This window comes from Stenotrophomonas sp. Steno-C17 (assembly GCF_056393165.1).
The window spans coordinates 106,410-124,876 of the sequence record NZ_JBWJPD010000005.1 but is presented as its reverse complement, the minus strand read 5'-3'; the positions used below and the strand labels follow the sequence as shown (position 1 = coordinate 124,876).

The 18,467-nt window shown below is 68.6% G+C and carries 12 protein-coding genes and 1 pseudogene; 4 read left to right on the top strand and 9 right to left on the bottom strand.

Going from position 1 to position 18,467, the window contains the following annotated elements; genetic code table 11:
• Positions 1-10: 10 nt before the first annotated feature.
• A complete protein-coding gene (locus AC06FA_RS06550) occupies positions 11-916 on the bottom strand; it encodes a LysR substrate-binding domain-containing protein (RefSeq protein ID WP_478067600.1) in 906 nt (301 codons plus the stop codon).
• Positions 917-1,020: 104 nt separating this feature from the next.
• Between AC06FA_RS06550 and AC06FA_RS06545 the strand changes: the two genes are divergently transcribed.
• Both AC06FA_RS06545 and dkgB read left to right on the top strand, forming a co-directional pair.
• Positions 1,021-2,235: an MFS transporter gene (locus AC06FA_RS06545; protein WP_478067599.1), complete on the top strand. Its 1,215-nt coding sequence runs from the start codon at positions 1,021-1,023 to the stop codon at positions 2,233-2,235.
• A gap of 87 nt (positions 2,236-2,322) precedes the next feature.
• Positions 2,323-3,132 (top strand): 2,5-didehydrogluconate reductase DkgB, encoded by an 810-nt coding sequence (gene dkgB, locus AC06FA_RS06540; protein WP_478067598.1) that lies wholly within the window; start codon positions 2,323-2,325, stop codon positions 3,130-3,132.
• A gap of 66 nt (positions 3,133-3,198) precedes the next feature.
• Here the strand turns inward: dkgB and AC06FA_RS06535 are convergent, their stop codons facing one another.
• Positions 3,199-4,935, bottom strand: coding sequence for an ATP-binding response regulator (locus tag AC06FA_RS06535; protein ID WP_478067597.1), 1,737 nt, complete (start codon positions 4,933-4,935; stop codon positions 3,199-3,201).
• A 12-nt stretch (positions 4,936-4,947) separates the two neighbouring features.
• The gene (locus AC06FA_RS06530; protein WP_478067596.1) at positions 4,948-5,322 is read right to left on the bottom strand and encodes a hypothetical protein; all 375 of its coding nucleotides are present in this window, start codon (positions 5,320-5,322) and stop codon (positions 4,948-4,950) included.
• Positions 5,323-5,730: 408 nt separating this feature from the next.
• Between AC06FA_RS06530 and AC06FA_RS06525 the strand changes: the two are divergent.
• Positions 5,731-6,297, top strand: a pseudogene (locus tag AC06FA_RS06525) (YdcF family protein); the annotation flags it as partial.
• A gap of 76 nt (positions 6,298-6,373) precedes the next feature.
• Here AC06FA_RS06525 and AC06FA_RS06520 read toward each other — a convergent pair.
• The 4 genes from AC06FA_RS06520 to AC06FA_RS06505 form a co-directional block, all read right to left on the bottom strand.
• Positions 6,374-7,075 carry an alpha/beta fold hydrolase gene (locus tag AC06FA_RS06520; RefSeq protein ID WP_478067595.1) on the bottom strand — a complete coding sequence of 234 codons (702 nt, stop codon included), beginning with the start codon at positions 7,073-7,075 and terminating at the stop codon, positions 6,374-6,376.
• A gap of 181 nt (positions 7,076-7,256) precedes the next feature.
• The gene (locus tag AC06FA_RS06515; protein WP_478067594.1) at positions 7,257-9,977 is read right to left on the bottom strand and encodes a bifunctional acetate--CoA ligase family protein/GNAT family N-acetyltransferase; all 2,721 of its coding nucleotides are present in this window, start codon (positions 9,975-9,977) and stop codon (positions 7,257-7,259) included.
• 333 nt (positions 9,978-10,310) lie between these two features.
• Positions 10,311-11,681, bottom strand: coding sequence for a magnesium transporter (gene mgtE / locus AC06FA_RS06510; protein WP_478067593.1), 1,371 nt, complete (start codon positions 11,679-11,681; stop codon positions 10,311-10,313).
• A 195-nt stretch (positions 11,682-11,876) separates the two neighbouring features.
• Positions 11,877-12,776 carry a zeta toxin family protein gene (locus tag AC06FA_RS06505; RefSeq protein WP_478067592.1) on the bottom strand — a complete coding sequence of 300 codons (900 nt, stop codon included), beginning with the start codon at positions 12,774-12,776 and terminating at the stop codon, positions 11,877-11,879.
• Between the two features lie 194 nt (positions 12,777-12,970).
• Between AC06FA_RS06505 and AC06FA_RS06500 the strand changes: the two genes are divergently transcribed.
• Positions 12,971-14,746, top strand: coding sequence for a monovalent cation:proton antiporter-2 (CPA2) family protein (locus tag AC06FA_RS06500; protein WP_478067591.1), 1,776 nt, complete (start codon positions 12,971-12,973; stop codon positions 14,744-14,746).
• Between the two features lie 84 nt (positions 14,747-14,830).
• Here AC06FA_RS06500 and AC06FA_RS06495 read toward each other — a convergent pair whose 3' ends face one another.
• Both AC06FA_RS06495 and AC06FA_RS06490 read right to left on the bottom strand, forming a co-directional pair.
• Positions 14,831-18,169, bottom strand: coding sequence for an ankyrin repeat domain-containing protein (locus AC06FA_RS06495; protein WP_478067590.1), 3,339 nt, complete (start codon positions 18,167-18,169; stop codon positions 14,831-14,833).
• Complete coding sequence (locus AC06FA_RS06490; protein WP_478067589.1) at positions 18,162-18,422, bottom strand: YcgL domain-containing protein; 261 nt, start codon at positions 18,420-18,422, stop codon at positions 18,162-18,164. The genes AC06FA_RS06495 and AC06FA_RS06490 overlap by 8 nt, the downstream gene beginning before the upstream one ends.
• Between the last annotated feature and the right edge of the window lie 45 nt (positions 18,423-18,467).

Genomic DNA, 18,467 nt, shown 5'->3' with positions numbered 1-18,467 from the left:
TGGCCCGGCGCTACCAGCGCGGGTGCTGGCCCTGCGCCATCGCCTCGCCCAGATGATCGAGGAATGAGGTGATGCGCGCCGATACAGCCGTGTTGCGGTAGTACACCGCGTGGATCGGCTGGTACACATCCAGCGTCTGCGCGGCCAGTACCGGCACCAGCGTGCCGGCAGCGCGATCACCGGCGGTGACGAAATCGGACAGGCAGGTGATGCCCACGCCTTCCACCGCCAGCCGACGCAGCGTTTCACCGCTGGAAACGGCCACGTCCGGGCGCACCAGCAACTGCCCATCGGCATCGCCCGGCAGCGGCCAGCGATTCAGCGATTCCGGTTCGTTGAACCCCAGCAGCGTGTGTTGTCCCAGCCCGGCCACGCTGGCTGGCTCGCCATGGGCGGCCAGGTAGGCCGGGCTGGCCACCAGCTGCAACCGATAGCGGCCCAGCGGCCGCGCGTGCAGCGTTGAATCGGCCAGCGGGCCGATGCGGATGGCCAGATCGGTACGCCGCTCCAGCAGATCGATGTAGCGCTCGGAACTGTTGAGCTCCAGCTGCACCTCGGGGTAGCGGGCGCGGTAACCAGCCACCAGCGGTGCGATCACATGCAGCACGAAGGGCATCGCCGCATCCACCCGCAGCCGACCGGCCGGGCGCTCGCGGCGCACCGCCATCTGCTCTTCGGCCGATTCCACCGCATCGATGATCGCCCGCGCATGGCGCAGGTAGGCCTCACCTTCGGCGGTCAGGTGCAACCTGCGCGTGGTGCGGGTCAACAGGGTGGTGCCCAGTTTGTCCTCCAGCCGGCCCAGCGCGCGGCTGACCCCCGATGGGGTCTGGCCCAGCTGCTCGGCCGCCGCGCTGATCGAACCACTGTCGATCACCGCCAGGAAGGCCTGCATTTCGTCGAGGGTGGTCTTCATGCCGCCATTATTGACCACAGCGCAAGAGTGATTGGCGTGAAGAGCGGTTTTTCGGCAAAGGTGGGCCGCGCACACTGCGCCCCTCCCCTCTTCTGGACCCTGTCATGACCCGTGGCATTCCCTTGGCCCTGTTGGCGCTGACTCTCGGTGCGTTCGCCATCGGCACCACCGAGTTCGTCATCGTCGGCCTGATCCCGACCATCGCCGCCGACCTGCACGTCAGCCTGCCGTCGGCCGGTCTGCTGGTTTCCCTGTACGCGCTGGGCGTGGCCATCGGCGCGCCGGTGCTGACCGCGCTGACCGGGCGCGTGCCACGCAAGCAGCTGCTGGTGGCGCTGATGGTGCTGTTCACCCTGGGCAACGTGATTGCCTGGATGGCGCCGGGCTACAGCTCGCTGATCGCTGCGCGCATCCTCACCGGCCTGGCCCACGGCGTGTTCTTCTCCATCGGCTCGATCATCGCCACCGCAGTGGTACCGAAGGAAAAGGCCGCCAGTGCCATCGCCATCATGTTCACCGGCCTGACCGTGGCGCTGGTGACCGGCGTGCCGCTGGGCACCTTCATCGGCCAGCATCTGGGCTGGCGTGCGACCTTCCTGGCCGTGGCCGCGCTGGGCGTGGTGGCCCTGCTGGGCGCGCTGCTGTTCGTGCCGCGCACGGTGCCGCAGAGCGCGCCGGCCAGCTTCCGCCAGCAACTGGGCGTACTGGCGCAGCCGCGCCTGCTGCTGGTCTATGCGATGACTGCACTGGGCTACGGCGGCACCTTCCTGGCCTTCACCTACCTGGCGCCGATCCTGCAGGACGTCACCGGCTTTTCGGCCAATGCGGTCAGCCTGGTGCTGCTGGTGTACGGCGTGTCGGTGGCGATCGGCAACCTGTGGGGCGGCCGCCTGGCCGACCGGCTGGGCCCGGTGCCGGCGCTGAAGCGCATCTTCGCGCTGCTGGCGCTGGTGCTGTTCGTGCTGACCTTCACCGCCCACAACACGTGGTTGATGCTGCTGACCGTGCTGGCGCTGGGCGCAGTGGCCTTTGGCAACGTGCCGGGCCTGCAGGTGTACGTGGTCAAGCAGGCGCAGCGTTATGCACCGCAGGCGACCGACGTGGCCTCGGGCCTGAACATCGCCGCCTTCAACATCGGCATCGCCCTGGGCGCCTCGCTGGGCGGTCTGGTGGTGGAGCACATCGGCCTGATGCACACCCCGTGGCTGGGTGCGCTGGTGGTGCTGGCCGCCTATGCACTGACCGCGCTCAGCGGCCGCCTGGACCGCCGCGATGGCGTGGACCACCGCGCCGAGGGCATTGCCGCCGCCGCACACTGACCGGCCATGCAATGCACCGTTGCCGGCATGCATACGGTCGCTGGCCTACCCTTCCTGTTCACTCCTTTCCCCCCGTTGGAGCTTCCCATGACTGTCCCCGCCTTTGGCCTTGGCACCTTCCGCCTGAAAGACCAGACCGTGATCGATTCGGTGCGCAACGCACTGGACGTCGGCTACCGCGCCGTGGATACCGCGCAGATCTATGACAACGAGGCCGAAGTCGGCCAGGCGATTGCCGAATCCGGCGTGCCGCGCGACGACATCTACCTGACCACCAAGGTGTGGATCAGCGAGTTCAAGCACGACGCGCTGCTGGCCAGCCTGCGCACCAGCCTGCAGAAGCTGCGCACCGACCATGTGGATCTGGCGCTGATCCACTGGCCTTCGCCGAACGACAAGGTGGATGTGCCGATGGAGGAATACCTGCCCGCACTGGCCGAGGCCAAGGCGCAGGGCCTGACCCGCGAGATCGGCATTTCCAACTTCACCATCGCCCAGACCCGCAAGGCAATCGAGATCCTGGGCGCCGATGCCATCGCCACCAACCAGATCGAGATCCACCCGTACCTGCAGAACCGCCTGCTGGTGAAGTTCCTGCAGGACAACGGCATCCGCATTACCGCCTACATGAGCCTGGCCTATGGCGAAGTGCTGAAGGACCAGGTAATCCAAGCCATTGCCGGCCGCCACCAGGCCACCCCGGCGCAGGTGGCGCTGGCCTGGGCACTGCAGCAGGGCTTTGCGGTCATTCCCTCGTCGACCAAGCGCGAGAACCTGGCCGGCAACCTGGAAGCCGCCGCGATCCGCCTGACCGACGATGACATGGCGCAGATCGCCAAGCTGGACCGCGGCCATCGCCTGGCCAACCCGGAAGGCATTGCGCCGGCCTGGGATTGAGGAACGGCCGCCGGGCATGGCCCGGCGCTACCGGGCAACCGTGGGGCCGGCGCAATGCCGGCCCTTTCAGGCTGGGGGCGAAGCCCTGCGCAGGTGGTCCAGCACCTCCTGCACGTCCAACGGCTTGCACAGGAAACCAGCCGCCCCCAGCGAACGCGCCCTTTCGATCACCTGCGGGCGAGTGTCGGCACTCATCACCAGAATGGGCGGTGCGCCTGCCGTGCGTGTTGCGTCCTCGAGCACCTCCCAGCCACTGCACCCGGGCATGTGCAGGTCAAGCAGCACCACATCGGGAGCCAGCGCCGCCATTACTTCCTTCGCCTCACGTCCATCGTGCCGACAGCTGAGTCGGTGACCCGCACACGCCATCAGGCGCTCGACCACCTGGCGGTTGGTGTCTACATCTTCGAACAGCAGGCAATGCAGCGGCCGCACCGAGGCGGCGTGCGCCGCGAACAGTTCCGCAAGCGAAGGTGAATCATCGCCTGCGGCGACAGCAGGCGCGCTGAAACTCCATTCAAACGCTGCGCCTCCCCACTCGCTGCGGCCCACCTCGATCGTAGCGCCCATGGCATCGGAAATCAGTCGCACGATGTAGAGCCCCAGGCCCACGCCCTGCTCGCAGCGAGCATCGCCCTCGCTCACTTGTACGAAGGGGGAGAAGATCGCCTGTCGATCACCCTCGTCGACGCCGCAACCGGAATCGGCGACCACCACCCGTACCCGCCACGCTCCAGCACTGCTCCTGGCCTCGACGGACACGCGTGTTTCGCCACCCATCGGGCTGAACTTGATGCCGTTGCAGACGAGGTTTGTCATCACCTGTTCGACCCGTCCTGCGTCGGCCAACATCCATACGGCAGGATCGCAACGCCCGATGTTCAACAGCACGCCTCGCTCTTCTGCAGCAGGTGCGCAGCTCGCTCGCATCGCCTCGACGATGGATGCCAACGAACAAGGCTCGCGCCGCAACCGCAGCCTTCCACCGTCCATGCTGGCGACGTCCAGCACATCATCGATGCGGTGCCGCAGCGCCCGCGCCTGCCGGGCCACCACTGCCAGTGAACTTCGCTGGGCAAGGGTGGCCGTATCCACTTCGAGCAACTGGATGCCGTTGATGATGGCGTTCAAGGGGGTTCGCAGCTCGTGGCTCATCGTTCCCACGAACCGCCCCTGGGCCTGGCGAGAAGCAATGGCACGCAGGGCGATGACGCGCATGGCGGCGACAAGGGTGGCCACCACGGCAGGTAGCAGGATAGTCAGCGCCAGGGCATACGCCAGATACGCCGGGCGGGAGTACCAGTAGCCCGCCGGCGCGGCCCACAGCAACCCCAGCGCCGTAGCGACGATCGCCGGCACGATCGCGCCTCGCCCATACACCGCGGTCGCGGCGATCACCAGGAAGGGCAGCGTTGCGTTGAGGGTCATCAAGAGGATGAACGCCGCATCGACCTGCATCGTCACCATGGCCAGACTGAGCAGAAGACCTGCCGCATCGCGCCACGCTGTACCCCAATGCTGGAAGTAATTGACCCAGAGTGCCCATGCCGCCGACACGCCCAGAAGCGCGACGGACAGGGGCAGCACCCGCGTGGCCTCGTTTGCCAGCACCGGCTGCGGTCCATCACTCCAGATCCAGCACCAGAGTACTGTCAGCGCCTGCAGCAGGACCCTGAACAGACTGGCGCGCGGCTCCTGCAGACAGGACAGCAACACTGCCAGCCGATCCATTTCCAGCGCACGTGCGGCTTGAAGAAGGGCGGTGGGACCTGAGGGAATTGAATGGATCGATTCGGGTCGCATGCAGGTGTCGCCTCACCGGTATGGAACAAAGGAACGCTGCAGAAGGCGCTGGGCCGCGGCAGCGACGGCGCATGACCGCTTCCGCACCACCTCGGTTGCCATGCCCGATTGAAGGGAATCACTGAGGTCGTCGCACGCGCTGGCCACCATGCCGCTACCCAGGACCGAGGTGATGCTCTTCAGGGCATGCAGGCGTGCCAGCTCTGAATCCAGATCGCAACACGGCTCGTCCATGGCCGCCAGCGCCCACTGGGAGATCGCGTGGTCCACCGCTGCCACGAAGCGGGGCAGCTCGGAGCGCGACGCCGATGCCATCATCCGGAGCACGGAGCCTTCGCCGAGCACAGGCCTCTCCGTGGACGGCACAGTTCGTTTTCTGACGCGCATGACGCTCCTCCATGTGTCGCTTATGACCTGCTTTCGCAGACCGCGGGCGGCCAAACGCGACGTAGCAATGAGCTAATCGCGACAGCACGCGCGGACGTAGAACTACTGCATCCGCTCGTGAACAAGCGCAAAAACGCTGGGAAACAGCGCGGAAAGCACATAGCCAAACGCCGCTCCAAGTACTACGCCCCCAAGGATGACGATCGCTCTAGCCACGGGTGACAGCTGCTTCAGATCCATGGCATCCAGCATCCACACAACGATGGCACCGCGCCATCGGAATCCATTCAAATTCGTCTGGGGTGCTCCGTGCTGGTCCTCACCATTCTTCTTCTGCTGCTCTGCACGGCCCTGGTCGCCGCCCGGCGCCTGCGCAGCGCGGCGCTGCTGTCCCTGCTTCCCCTGGCGATGCTGGCCAGCGCAACGGCGCCTGCAACGCAATGGATGCTGGACCGCGCCCACATGCCTGCTTCATTCGAACCGAACGATGACCCACAGGACACCGTGATTGTCCTGCTTGCCGGCGGCATCGATAGCGACGACCACGGTGTGCGGCCAGGCCTGGCCGGGTACAGCCGCCTGCTGACAACGGCACAGCACCATCTTCTCTGCCAGCAGCAGCAGCGGCGAGCGTGCACTGTGATCGTCAGCGGCGGGGCGCCACGTGCGGGGCAATCCAGCGAAGCGGGCATCTACGCGCGCGAACTGGCCGCGCTGGGCGTGCCGCTGGATCACATCGTGCACGAGGGGGCGAGCGCGAATACCTGGCAGAACGCCCGCAATACCAGTGCGATCCTGCGCTCTGGAGTGTCCCGCGTGGTACTGGTCACCTCAGGCCTGCACCTCAAACGCAGCCTGCTCTACTTCCGGCATTTCGGCGTGATCGCAGAAGGTGTTTCCAGCGATCGGCTGCGCGCCGCACCCGGCTGGCTTCCATCGGCGCTGAATTTTCTACTGGTGGAAGTGATGCTGCACGAGCGCATCGGCGTGCTCCGCTACCACGTCTATAACCGCCTGGGATGGAACGAGCCGCCCCTTCCGCTGGCCCCGCTCACTCCCGCAACAACCACCCGCGCATCGCCGCATTCACTTCGTCCGGCTTTTCCATGGGTGCCAGATGCCCGCAATCGGGCACCACCACCAGCTGCGACTGCGGCACCAGCACGTGCATTTCCTCGCTCACCGCCAACGGCGTGATGCGGTCGTTGGCCCCGCAGACAATCAGCAGCGGATCGCGGTAGGCGGCCAGCACGTCGTGGCCATCGCGGCGTTCCAGCCCACTCTGGCGCAGGAATACCTCGGCGCCCAGGCGCGCGGTCATGTCACGCACGCGCTGCACCAGCACGTAGTCGTCCAGCCGCGAGGCATCGATGTAGCTGCGCATCAACGCATCACCAAAGCCATGGAACTTGCCCGGCAGGCGCACGCTGGCGCGCTGGCTGCGGCGCTGTTCGGCACGCTCCGGCGAATCGGCATGGATCGAGGTGTCGATCAGCGCCAGCTGCAGCACGCGCTCGGGCGCGATGCGCAGGATCTGCTGGGCGACGAAGCCCCCCAGCGAGAAGCCGGCCAGGGCGAAGCGGTGCGGCGCCTGCGCCAGCACGTCCTCGGCGACCGCCTGCAGGGTTTCACCACGGGTCTGGTCGCCCACCGTGCAGTCGGCGATATCGGCCAGGTCGGCCAGCTGCGCGCGCCACAGCTCGGCATCGTTGAGCAGGCCGGGCAGCAGCAGAAGGGGAATGCGTTCGGTCATGGGGGTATTGTCGCGCCGGCGGGGCGACGTGGCCATGCCGGAACGGGCGATTGCACGGTAGAGTCGAGCTTGCTCGACTGCGCTGCACACATCAGTCGAGCAAGCTCGACTCTACGAAGATCCAAAGCAGTCGAGCAAGCTCGACTCTACTAAACGCCTAAGCGGTCGAGCTTGCTCGGCTCTACGGCGGGGCGGCGGCGATCTCAACCTGCTGCACCGGCAGGGTCACCACCATCACGGTAGGGTCGTCCGGGTCCAGCTTCGCCTTGAAGCCCAGGCTCTGGCACATCGCCAGCATGGTGCTGTTCTCGCGCAGCACCTGCCCTTCCACCACGTCCAGGCCCAGCCATTTGGCGTACTCGATCATGATCGCCATCAGGCGCCAGCCGATACCGTGCCCCTTCAGGTCCGAGCGGATCAGGATGCCGTACTCACCACGGTGGTAATCGGCGTCGGCATGCAGGCGCACCGCGCCCAGCATGTCGCCGCTGCGCGGATCGATGGCCACCAGCGCTATCGAGCGCGCGTAGTCGAGCTGGGTCAGGCGCGCGATGAACTCGTGGCTGAAATGCTTCACCGACTGGAAGAAGCGCAGGCGCAGGTCTTCGTCGCTGACCCGGGCGAAGAACGCGCGGAACAGCGCATCGTCTTCCGGCCGTACCGGGCGCACGAAGGCGCGTCCACCATCAGACAGCTCGATGGTGCGCTCCCACTCCTTCGGGTACGGGAACACCGAGAAGCGCGGATGGCCACGGCCCTTGTGCAGGATGCGCGAGGGTGCGATGGCCACGCGCGCATCGAGGGCGAGGATGCCCTTGCTGTCGACCAGCAACGGGTTGATGTCCAGCGTGCGCACTTCGGGAATGTCGGCGGCCAGCTGCGCCAGCTTCACCAGGGCCAGCGCCAGCGCGCGTTCGTCGGCAGCCGGCACATCGCCATAGGCCTTCAGGATGCGCGAGGCGCGGGTCTGGCCGATCAGTTCGTGCGCCAGGCGCAGGTCCAGTGGTGGCAGCGCCAGCGCCTTGTCGTTGATCACTTCCACGGCGGTGCCGCCGCGCCCGACCACGATCACCGGGCCGAAGGTTGCATCATCAGCAATGCCGACGATGATCTCGCGCGCCTTCGGCCGCACGATGGTGGGCTGCACCAGCAGGCCGTCGATGCGCGCATCGGGGCGCAGCTGGCGCGCGCGGGCAAGAATCTCGTTGGCCGCGCTCTGCACCGCCGGCAGCGTAGCCAGGTTCAGGCGCACGCCGTCCACTTCCGATTTGTGCGGAATGTCCGGCGACAGAATCTTCAGCGCGACGGTGGCACCGCGTTCCAGCAGCGGCTGGGCCAGGTCCATCGCTTCGTGCGCATCGCGTGCGTGCAGCACTGGCGCGGAAGGAATGCCGTAGGCCTTCAGCAGTTCATGGGTGGCCAGCGGATCGAGCCACTGCTGGCCATTGGCCAGCGCGGCATCGACCAGCGTGCGTGCCCGCGCCGTGTCCACGCTGAAATCCTGCGGCAGGCTGGGTGGGGTTTCCATCAGCGCGTTCTGCGCCTCGCGGTAGCGCACCAGGTGCTGGAAGCCGCGCACGGCTTCGGCTTCGGTCGGATAGGTCGGCACGCGCGCCGCATTGAGCGTGGCGGTGGCCTGGTCATCGTTGCCCAGCCAGACCGCGAACACCGGCTTGTCGCGGTGGTAGCGCGGGCGCAGGCCCAGGGTCCGGGTCAGCGCCTGCGCCGCATCGGCCGATGAGGTGAAGGCGGTGGGCACGTTGACCACCATCACCGCATCGTTCTCGCTGTCGGCCAGCAGCGCTTCGATGGCGGCGGCGTAGCGATCACCATCAGCGTCGACCACGATGTCCACCGGGTTGCTGCGCGACCAGCCCTGCGGCAGCACTTTGTCCAGCGTCTGCACCGTGCTGTCGGACAGCTGCGCGAGGGTGCCACGCAGCGCGACCAGCTGGTCCACGGCCAGGCGGCCGACGCCGCCACCGTTGCTGAGCACGGCCAGTCGGCGGCCCGGGAACGTGCCGAGGCGGCCCAGGGTTTCGGCCGCGGTGAACAGCTCGTCCAGCGCACTGACGCGCAGCAGCCCGGCCCGATTGAAGGCGGCGCCGTAGACATCATCGGCACGGGCAAGGGCCTGCACGTGGGTATCGGCGCTGCCGGGCTGCACGCGCTCGGCGCGGCCGGACTTCACCACCACCACCGGCTTGGCACGCGCAGCGGCACGCGCGGCCGACATGAACTTGCGCGCGTCCTTGATGTGTTCGACGTACAACAGGATGGCGCGGGTGCGGTAGTCGGTGGCGAAGTAATCGAGCAGATCGCCGAAGTCGACGTCCATCGTATCGCCCAGCGACACCACGGCAGAGAAGCCGACCGAACGCGCCACGCCCCACTCCACCAGCGCCGCGGCAATGGCCGAGGATTCGGAGATCAGGGCGAGGTCGCCGGCCTGCGGGAAATGCGCGGCGATGCTGGCATTGAGCCGTGCGTGGGGCGCGATCACGCCCAGGCAGTGCGGGCCGAGGATGCGCAGCCCGTGCTTGCGTGCCACGCTTTCGACCTGCGCCGACAGCGAGTCCGGGCCTTCGCCCAGGTGCGCGGTGAGGATGATGGCCGCCTGCACGCCGCGCTCGGCGGCGGTACGCACCACCTGCGGCACGATGGCCGCCGGCGCGGTGATGACCACCAGGTCGGGCACCCAGTCCAGGTCCTTCAGCCGCTTCACCGTGCGGATGCCATCGATTTCGGCGTGGCGCGGGTTGATCCACGCCACCTTGCCGGGGAAGCCGGTGCCACGCAGGTTGCGCATCACCGCGCGGCCGGCCGAGCGTTCGCGCGGGCTGCCGCCGATCACCGCAACCGACTGTGGGCGGAACACGGACTGCAGGTGGTAGGTACTCATGCGCCTACGGTACCGAAATTCCGTGGTGAAGGGGCCGACGAAGGGGTCGGATCCCTTTCCACCGGAAAGGGCTCTGACCCCGGCGTGACCGTTGCGTGCCCACCAAGGTGGGCACCTACCAGAGCACGGGGCGCGCGTTGGTGTAGGGGTCGCATCCCTTTCCGCAGGAAAGGGCTCTGACCCCGGCGTGACCGTTGCGTGCCCACCAAGGTGGGCACCTACCAGAGCACGCGGCGCGCGCTGGTGAAGGGGTCGGATCCCTTTCCGCAGGAAAGGGCTCTGACCCCGGCGTGACCGTTGCGTGCCCACCAAGGTGGGCACCTACCAGAGCAGTTACAGCAGGGTGCCGTGCAGGATCATGGCGGCGATGCTGAAGTAGATGACCAGGCCGGTCACATCCACCAGGGTGGCCACGAACGGCGCCGAGGCGCTGGCCGGGTCGAAGCCCAGGCGCTTGAGGATGAACGGCAGCATTGAACCGGACAGCGAACCGAAGGTGACGATGCCCACCAGCGCGGCGCCGATGGTGATGGCCAGCAGCACCCAGTGCTCGCCGTAATCGTGCAGGCCGCCCAGCTGCCAGATGACGATGCGCACGATCGCCAGGCAGCCCAGGATCGCGCCCAGCACCATGCCGGTGGGCACTTCGCGCAGGGCCACCTTCCACCAGTCCGCCAGCCGCAGCTCGCGCAGCGCCAGGCTGCGGATCAGCAGCGAGGTGGCCTGCGAGCCGGAGTTGCCGCCCGAACTCATGATGAGCGGGATGAACAGCGTCAGCACCACCGCCCGGGCCAGCTCGTCTTCGTAATGCTGCATGGCGCTGGCGGTCAGCATTTCGCCCAGGAACAGCACGCTGAGCCAGCCGGCGCGCTTGCGCAGCATCTCGAAGAAGCCGATCTGCATGTACGGCTTGTCCAGCGCTTCCATGCCGCCGAACTTGTGCGCGTCCTCGGTGGATTCCTCGATGAGGGCATCCAGCACGTCATCGACGGTGACGATGCCCAGCAGGTGCTGCTGCGCGTCGACCACCGGAATGGCCAGCAGGTCGTGGCGGCGGATCAGCCGCGCCACTTCCTCCTGGTCCATCGACGCATCGACGGTGACCGGTGGGTTTACCTGGGCCACGTCCAGGATCGATTCCTCCGGCAGGCCGGTGATCAGCCGGCGCATGGTCACCACCTGCTGCAACTGCTGGCTGGCCGGGTCCAGCACGTAGATCGCGTAGACGGTTTCGCGGGTGCGCTCGACCTGGCGGATGTGCTGCAGGGTCTGCGCCACGGTCCAGCTGGCGGGCACTGCCACGAATTCGGTGGTCATCAGCGCGCCCGCGGTGTTCGGCGGGTAGCTCAGCAGCGTCTGGATGGCCTGGCGGGCTTCGCTGCCCAGCAGCGGAATCAGCCGCGCGCGCTCGTCGTCGTCCAGCTCGTGCACGATGTCGGTGGCGCGGTCGTCGGCCATCAGGCCGAGCAGCGCGGCGGCACGGGCCGGCGGCAGCGCGGCCACCAGTTCGCCACTGCGGTGCAACTCGGGGGCTTCCAGCATTTTCACCGCGCGCGGCAGCGGCAATGCGGCCAGCGTGTCAGCGGCGCGCTGGAGGTCGAGCGTATTGAGGAATTCCACCGCGTCGGCGGTGTTGTAGTCGGCCAGGGGGGCGGCCAGTGCGGCGGCATCGGCCACCGGACGCAGCAATTGCTTCTGGTTCATGGATCTGCCTTTCGTGGGTGCGACCTCGCGCAACGCCAACGCAGGCAGACCGTCCCGATGTCAGGCGGTTGCCATTGCTGGCGTCGAACGAGGTCGACTTCTACTGTCGCTGGACATGGGTTGGGGACTCCGGATGGGTGTACTGCCGCGAGAGACCGGCAGCGGCGGGCAGTCTGCGCCCGCCGCTCGATGGGGTCAAGCCGGGCCAGCGGTGGCCCGCAGGGGTTCAGTCAGGTCGGCGAGCGTGCGCAGGCCACCATCGCTGGAGCGCGCCCGCAGCATCACGTACAGCTGGTCGAGGGCGGCTTCGGCCCGTGGCCGGTCGCCGGCATCGCAGGCCTGCTGCAGCGCGTGCTGGGCCTCCTGGATGAACGTTTCCAGCCGGTGCCTGAGCAGCCACGCGGCGCGTTCCAGGCGCATCGTGCCACGCGACGGCCGGTGCTGCAGGCGGGCCAGCGCGCGGGACAGACGCGACAAGTGCTGCGGATAGCCGGCCAGCACCTCGTGCAGCGAAGAGGGCAGCGGCAGCGGATCCGCATCGACGGCATCCAGCGCGGGATCGGCGGTGCCGCCGGCTTCGGCGTCCAGCCAGTCGGCCAGGCGATCGCGCAGGTCCTGCTCGCTTTCCGGCAGGGTGATGTCGCTGGCGAATACCTGCACCGCGTAGCCCTGCCCTTCCAGCCCCTGCACCAGATGGGTGAGGTAGTCGTCGCTGCGCGCGCTGACGTCGTGCACGAAGGCATCGAAGATCACGTTCCGGCGCAGGTCCACCGCGGCCGTCAGCAGGTTGATGGCCCACCGGTGGGCGTCGGGCTCGGTCCACTCCTCCCAGGCCTGCGGCTGCTGGTGGCGCATCAGTCCGGCCTGCGGGTGGTGGTGGCGCAGTTCCCCCATGTCGATGTGCACGGCGTCGTTGCCCAGCTCGCGGCGGGCCGCCTGCAGCAGCGGCAGGACGCCGGCACCGGGCTGGCCGACCAGGATGACGGCGCGTGGCTGCGCCTGGGCGGTGGACGTGGGTATGCCGGAGAGGGGCGCGATCTGCTGGGAGAACAACCGCGCGTGGGCCTGTGCGTCCATGGGCACACGGATCTGCATCGCCTTCATTCCATTGATGACCTGCCCGCACTGTAGTCCATCGCAGTCATTGCCTCCGTGAGCGGTGCCCGGGACGCGGGCCGCCGTGTTGTCGTGCCGTCACCCGCGCGCGCGCATAATGGCCGGGCGGCAGCCACGGCCGCGTTCCCCCAGCCAGACGACCGCAGCGCAGGCCCCCATGAGCAGGTATTCCCATGCATAGCGGTGGTCTGGAACTGGCGCTGGTACTGCTGCTGGCCGCGGTGATCGCGGTGCCGGTGTTCAAGAAGTTCGGCTTCGGCGCGGTGCTGGGCTACCTGGCCGCCGGCGTGGTGCTGGGCCCGGACGGGCTGGGCTTCGTGCAGGATGCCGACCGCATCCTGGGCGCGGCCGAGATCGGCGTGGTGATGCTGCTGTTCGTGATCGGGCTGGAACTGTCACCCTCGCGCCTGAAGGTGATGCGGCGCTCGGTGTTCGGTGCCGGTGCCGCGCAGGTCGCCGTGTCCGGGCTGCTGCTGGGCGGGCTGTTGCTGCTGGACCATTTCCAGTGGAAGAGCGCGCTGGTGGTGGGCATTGCGCTGGCCCTGTCGTCCACGGCGGTGGGCCTGCAGCTGCTGTCCGAACACAAGGCGCTGAACAGCGACCATGGGCGGCTGGGGTTTGCCATCCTGCTGTTCCAGGACCTGATCGCCATTCCGCTGCTGGCTGCCATTCCGCTGCTGGGCGGGGCGCGCAACCAGACCCTGCGCTGGGAAGATGCGGCGGTGGCGCTGGGCGCGCTGGCGGTGGTGATCCTGTGCGGGCGTCCGGTGCTGCGGCGGGTATTCGGCGTGATCGCGCGCACCCGCAGCCCCGAAGTGTTCACCGCCACCGCACTGCTGGTGGTGCTGGGCACGGCGTGGTTCATGCAGGAAGCCGGCCTGAGCCCCAGCCTGGGCGCGTTCCTGGCCGGCGTGCTGCTGTCCGATTCGGAATTCCGCCACGAACTGGAAGCGCAGATCGAACCGTTCAAGGGCCTGCTGCTGGGGTTGTTCTTCATTGCCGTGGGCATGGGCATCGACCTGGACCGCATCGCGGCCGAGCCGTGGCTGATCGCCACCGGGGTGGGCGTGCTGCTGCTGGTGAAGTTCAGCGTGCTGTACGCCATCGGCCGCGTCGCCCGGCTGACCTCGCGGCAGTCGCTGTTGCTGGGCAGCGTGCTGTGGCTGGGCGGTGAGTTTGCCTTCGTGGTGTTCAACGAAGCGCAGCGCGCGCATCTGCTGGGCAACGCCAACCACGATCGGCTGGTGGCCGTGGTCGGCCTGTCGATGGCGCTCACGCCGCTGCTGATGATCGCGCTGCTGAAACTGCTGGGGCGCGAGCCCGCCGCGCCACGTGACGCCGCGCCGGCTGACAAGGTGGTACCGGACAATCAGCCCAAGGTGTTGATTGCTGGCATGGGCCGCTTCGGCCAGGTGATCGCGCGCCTGCTGACCGCGCAGAAGGTGCCGTTCGTGGCGCTGGAAGCGAACCCGGACACCGTGGCCGACCTGCGGCGCTTCGGCAACCAGCTGTACTACGGCGACCCGACCCGGCCGGAGATGCTGCGCGCCGCCGGTGGCGAACACATCGACGTGTTCGTGATCACCGTGGACGACCCGGAAACCAACCTGCGCGCGGTGCGCATGGTGCGCCGCCTGTACCCGGAAGCGAAGGTGCTGGCGCGTGCGCGCAACCGCCAGCATGCGTGGCGCTTGATGGACATGTCGGCCGAGCCGTTCCGCGAAGTGTTCGGCACCAGCCTGGAGATGAGCGGCCGCGTGCTGACCGCGCTCGGTGTGGCGCCCGACGTGGCCGAGCGCCATGTGCAGCGCTTCCGCGAGCACGACGAACAGCTGCTGCGTGACCAGTACCTGGTGTACGACGACGAAGCCGCGGTGATCCAGACCTCACGCGATGCCCGCAACGACCTGATGCACCTGTTCGAAGCCGACGCCGAGCGCGACAAGTAGATCCACGCCGTGCGTGGATGAGCGTGCATGACGCCATGCAGGGGTCAGAGCCCTTTCCTGCGGAAAGGGATCCGACCCCGCGCCTCAGCCGTTGTCGCGCAGGAAGCGGGCCATGGAGGACACGCCCGGGACGCGCGGCTCGAACTCGCCGGCCACGTCGATGAAGCCGCGCATGACCGCGATTTCGCGCGGGCTGCGGTTCAAGCTGTCGCGTGCTTCCGGATCGGCGCCAGCGCGCAGCAGGCGCTGCACCAGCAGCGGCAGGCCATGCAGCGCCGCCAGATGCAGTGGGCCGAATCCGCGCGGGTCGCGCACGTCCAGGCTTACGTCTTCATCCAGCAGTCGCTCCACCGCCGCCATCACCACCTGTTCGTCGCAGGCGGTGCCCGGCTCGGCGCGCGCGCCCAGCAACAGCAGCAGCGGGGTCACCGAACCGGCGGCGGCCTGGTCCGGCTCCGCACCGGCCAGCAGCAGCGTGTCCAGCAGGGCCAGCAGGCGTGAACGGTCGCGTGCGCTGAAACCGTAGAGTGCGGCGCAGTGCAGCGGCCCCAGCTGCTGGGCATCACCGGCGTGCACGTCGGCGCCGGCGGTGAGCAGGCGCGCCACGATGTCCGGCAGACCCAGTGCCGAGGCCAGCATCAGCACGGTCACACCACCGGGCAGGCGGTGTTCCAGCTGCGCACCGGCATCAAGCAGGGCCGACACGATATCGACCTGGCGCATGCTGACGGCCGCCGACAACGGCGTGGCACCGCTGGCGGCACCATGCTGGGGATCGGCGCCACGGGCCAGCAGCAGATCGACCACCGCCAGGTGGCCGCCGCCGGCAGCGCGCAGCAGCGCGGTACAACCCTGCGCGTCGACCGCATCGATGGCAAAGCCCAGATCGTTCAAGCGGCGCACGGCGTCGACGTCGCCGGCCATGGCCGCGGCCGGCAGATCGCTTTCGCGCAGGGTGCGGCGCGGCAGCGGCCACACCCGCCAGTCCAACCAGTCGGCCAGATCACGGCGGCCGATCGACAGCGCCACACCCAACGGGGTCTGGCCGTCGGCGGCGCGGGCTTCCGGCGATGCCCCGTGCTGCACCAGCAGCTTCAGGGCGCCCTCGCGGGCCAGCGCGGTGGCCAGGTGCAACGCGGTCATGCCGTGGCTGTCGCGTGCTTCGCGGTCCACGCCCGCGTTCAGCAGGGCCTGCTGCAGGCGCAGCCAGCCCAGGCGCACGGCCAGCGACAACGGCGGATCACCGGCCGGCGAAGGCGCGAACGGATCGGCACCGCGTTCCAGCAGTTCCAGCGCAAGCTGTTCCAGGCCACGGGCGGCCTGGTCATGCTGCGCGCACGCGGCCAGGAAACGGGCCAGGCCACCGCGCCCGGCCGGCGACAGGCCACGCTGCAGCATCACCTGCAGCGCCGGCACCGCATCAATGCCGCGGGCCAACAAGGCGAACATCGGGGTGTCGGCACAGGCGTCGCGCACATACGGGTCGGCGCCGTGCCCCAGCAGCCAGTCCACCGCGCGCGGTTCCAGCGCCAGCTCCGGGTCCAGCAGCAGACCGCCCAGCTCTTCCGGCTGGCACAGCCTGGCCAGTGCGGCCATGCCTTCGGTATTGCCGAAGCCCAACGCTTCGCGCAGCAGGGTCAACGGCGGGCGATCAGGCAGCAGGCCGGTGGCCGTTGCCGCGTCGCCACGTTCGGCCAGACCATCGCTGACCGCCGCCGGCAGCGGGTAATTGGGATCAAGCAGGGCCACGATCGCCCAGCGCCCGGCTTCGGCGGCGTAATCGACGGCACGCCGGCCCAGCGGGTCACTGCCATCGGCGGCAATGCCCAGGTCGACCAGGCGCTTGACCAGCAGCGGCGACACATCGTCGGCCATCGCTGCCAGCAGCACCGCGTTGCGGCCTTCGCCATCCACCGCGGTCAGGTCGGGCTTGTGCGGCAGCAGGTGTTCGATGACCGCCGCGCGGCCGGCGCGGGCCGCTTCCAGCCACGGGGTGCGGCCCAGCGCGTCGCGCGCTTCCAGGTTGGCACCGGCACCCAACAGCACCGCGATGATGTCCACGTGGCCGGCCAGCGCCGCGTCATGCAGCGCGCTGCGGCGCTGGCGGTCGCGCGCATCGGCACGGGCCTTGTGCTTGAGCAGCAGCTGCACGCCGGCCGGGTCATCGTCTTCGGTGGCTGCCGCGGCCAGCAGCACCGGGGTGCCATCGGCGGGTTCGGTACGTGCACCGCGCTCGAGCAGGAAGCGCGCCAGGCGCCAGTTGCCGACCTGACAGGCGACGGCCAGCGGCGACCAGCCTTCCTGGTTCAGCGCGTCCACTTCGGCGGCGGCATCGCGCAACAGCGCGGCCACGCCCGGGTCGGAACTGCGTGCGGCATGGTGCAGCGGCGTATTGCCGTCGCTGTCGGTGGCGCGCGAATCGGCGCCGTTGGCCAGCAGGGTCATCACCGCTTCCGGTCGACCATGCCAACTGTCACGGGTGGCCGCCAGCAACGGGGTCATGCCGCGGTGCGGGGCATTCACATCAACCCCGCGCCCGATCAGTTCACGCAGCAGGCGCAGGTCGGGCAGTACCGCGGCCAGCACGGCCAGGCTGCGCTGGTCGCGCCAGTTCGGATCGGGCAGTGCATGGGCGTCGGCCCCGGCCTGCAGCAGCTGCAGGGCGCGATCGACACGCCCGTGGCGGGCCGCTTCGAACAGCGACGGGGTGAGTTCCTGCGGCGCCATGGCCTCCAGCGGCGTGCTGTCGGCCGCGCCAGTGAACAGCGGTGCCGGATCATCGCTGGCGGTTTCAAACACACCGGGACGCAGCGCCACCAGGGGCGCCGGCTGCACCTTCTGCAGCAGCAGGTGCAGCAGCGGCGACAGCAGCAGCACGGCCAGCGTGGCCGGCCAGCGCGCGCCTTCGGGCAGCAGCCCAGGCCAGGCCGGCAACACCACCAGCGCAGCCACCGCCACCACGATGGCGGCCACGCCTAGGCCACGCCAGGCGCTCAGATCACGCCCGGCCAGTGCCTGCCAATGCGGGCCCAGGCCACCATCCAGGCGTTCGACATCGTTCCACAGCGGCCAGGTACGCCAGGCGGCCAGCAGTGCGGCGCTGACCAGCACGCTCAGGCCCAGTACGGCAGCCAGGCTGCCGCTGTCACGCAGCGCAGCCAGCGGCCAGGCCAACAGCAACGCCAGCAGCAGCGGCGCAGCGAACCACAGCGCCAGCAGTGCCGGCACGTCCTGGCGCAGGGTCTGCTGCAGCGGCAGAAGCGCGCGGCTGCGCCGCCACCACGACACGCCCAGCGCGAACGCCGGCTGCGCCAACGCGGCCAGCACGGCACCGGGCAGGCCGCCCAGCGCCGAACCGAGCGCCAGCAAGGCGCCCAGCCCGAAGGCCGCGGTCAGGGCGCGCGAACGGGACAGCTCAGTCATAGTGGCGCGGCATCAGGCTGGCCACCGACGGCGGCACCTGCAGATAGAAACCGCGTTCGACCAGTTCGCTGCGGACCTTTGCCGGATCGGCCTGGGCCAGGCGCCGCGAGGCATCCAGCGCGACATCCAGCACGAAGGTGAGCGCGCCCAGCGACGCTGCCAGCGGCGCAGGCAGCGCACTGAAGTCATCACGGCGGGCGAGATAGACGTAGGTGTCCGGCTTTTTTTGGCTTTTATAGACGTAGGCGTGCATGTCCGCGGGACGATAACCCGGGAAGAGCCATGATTGTGTCGGAAA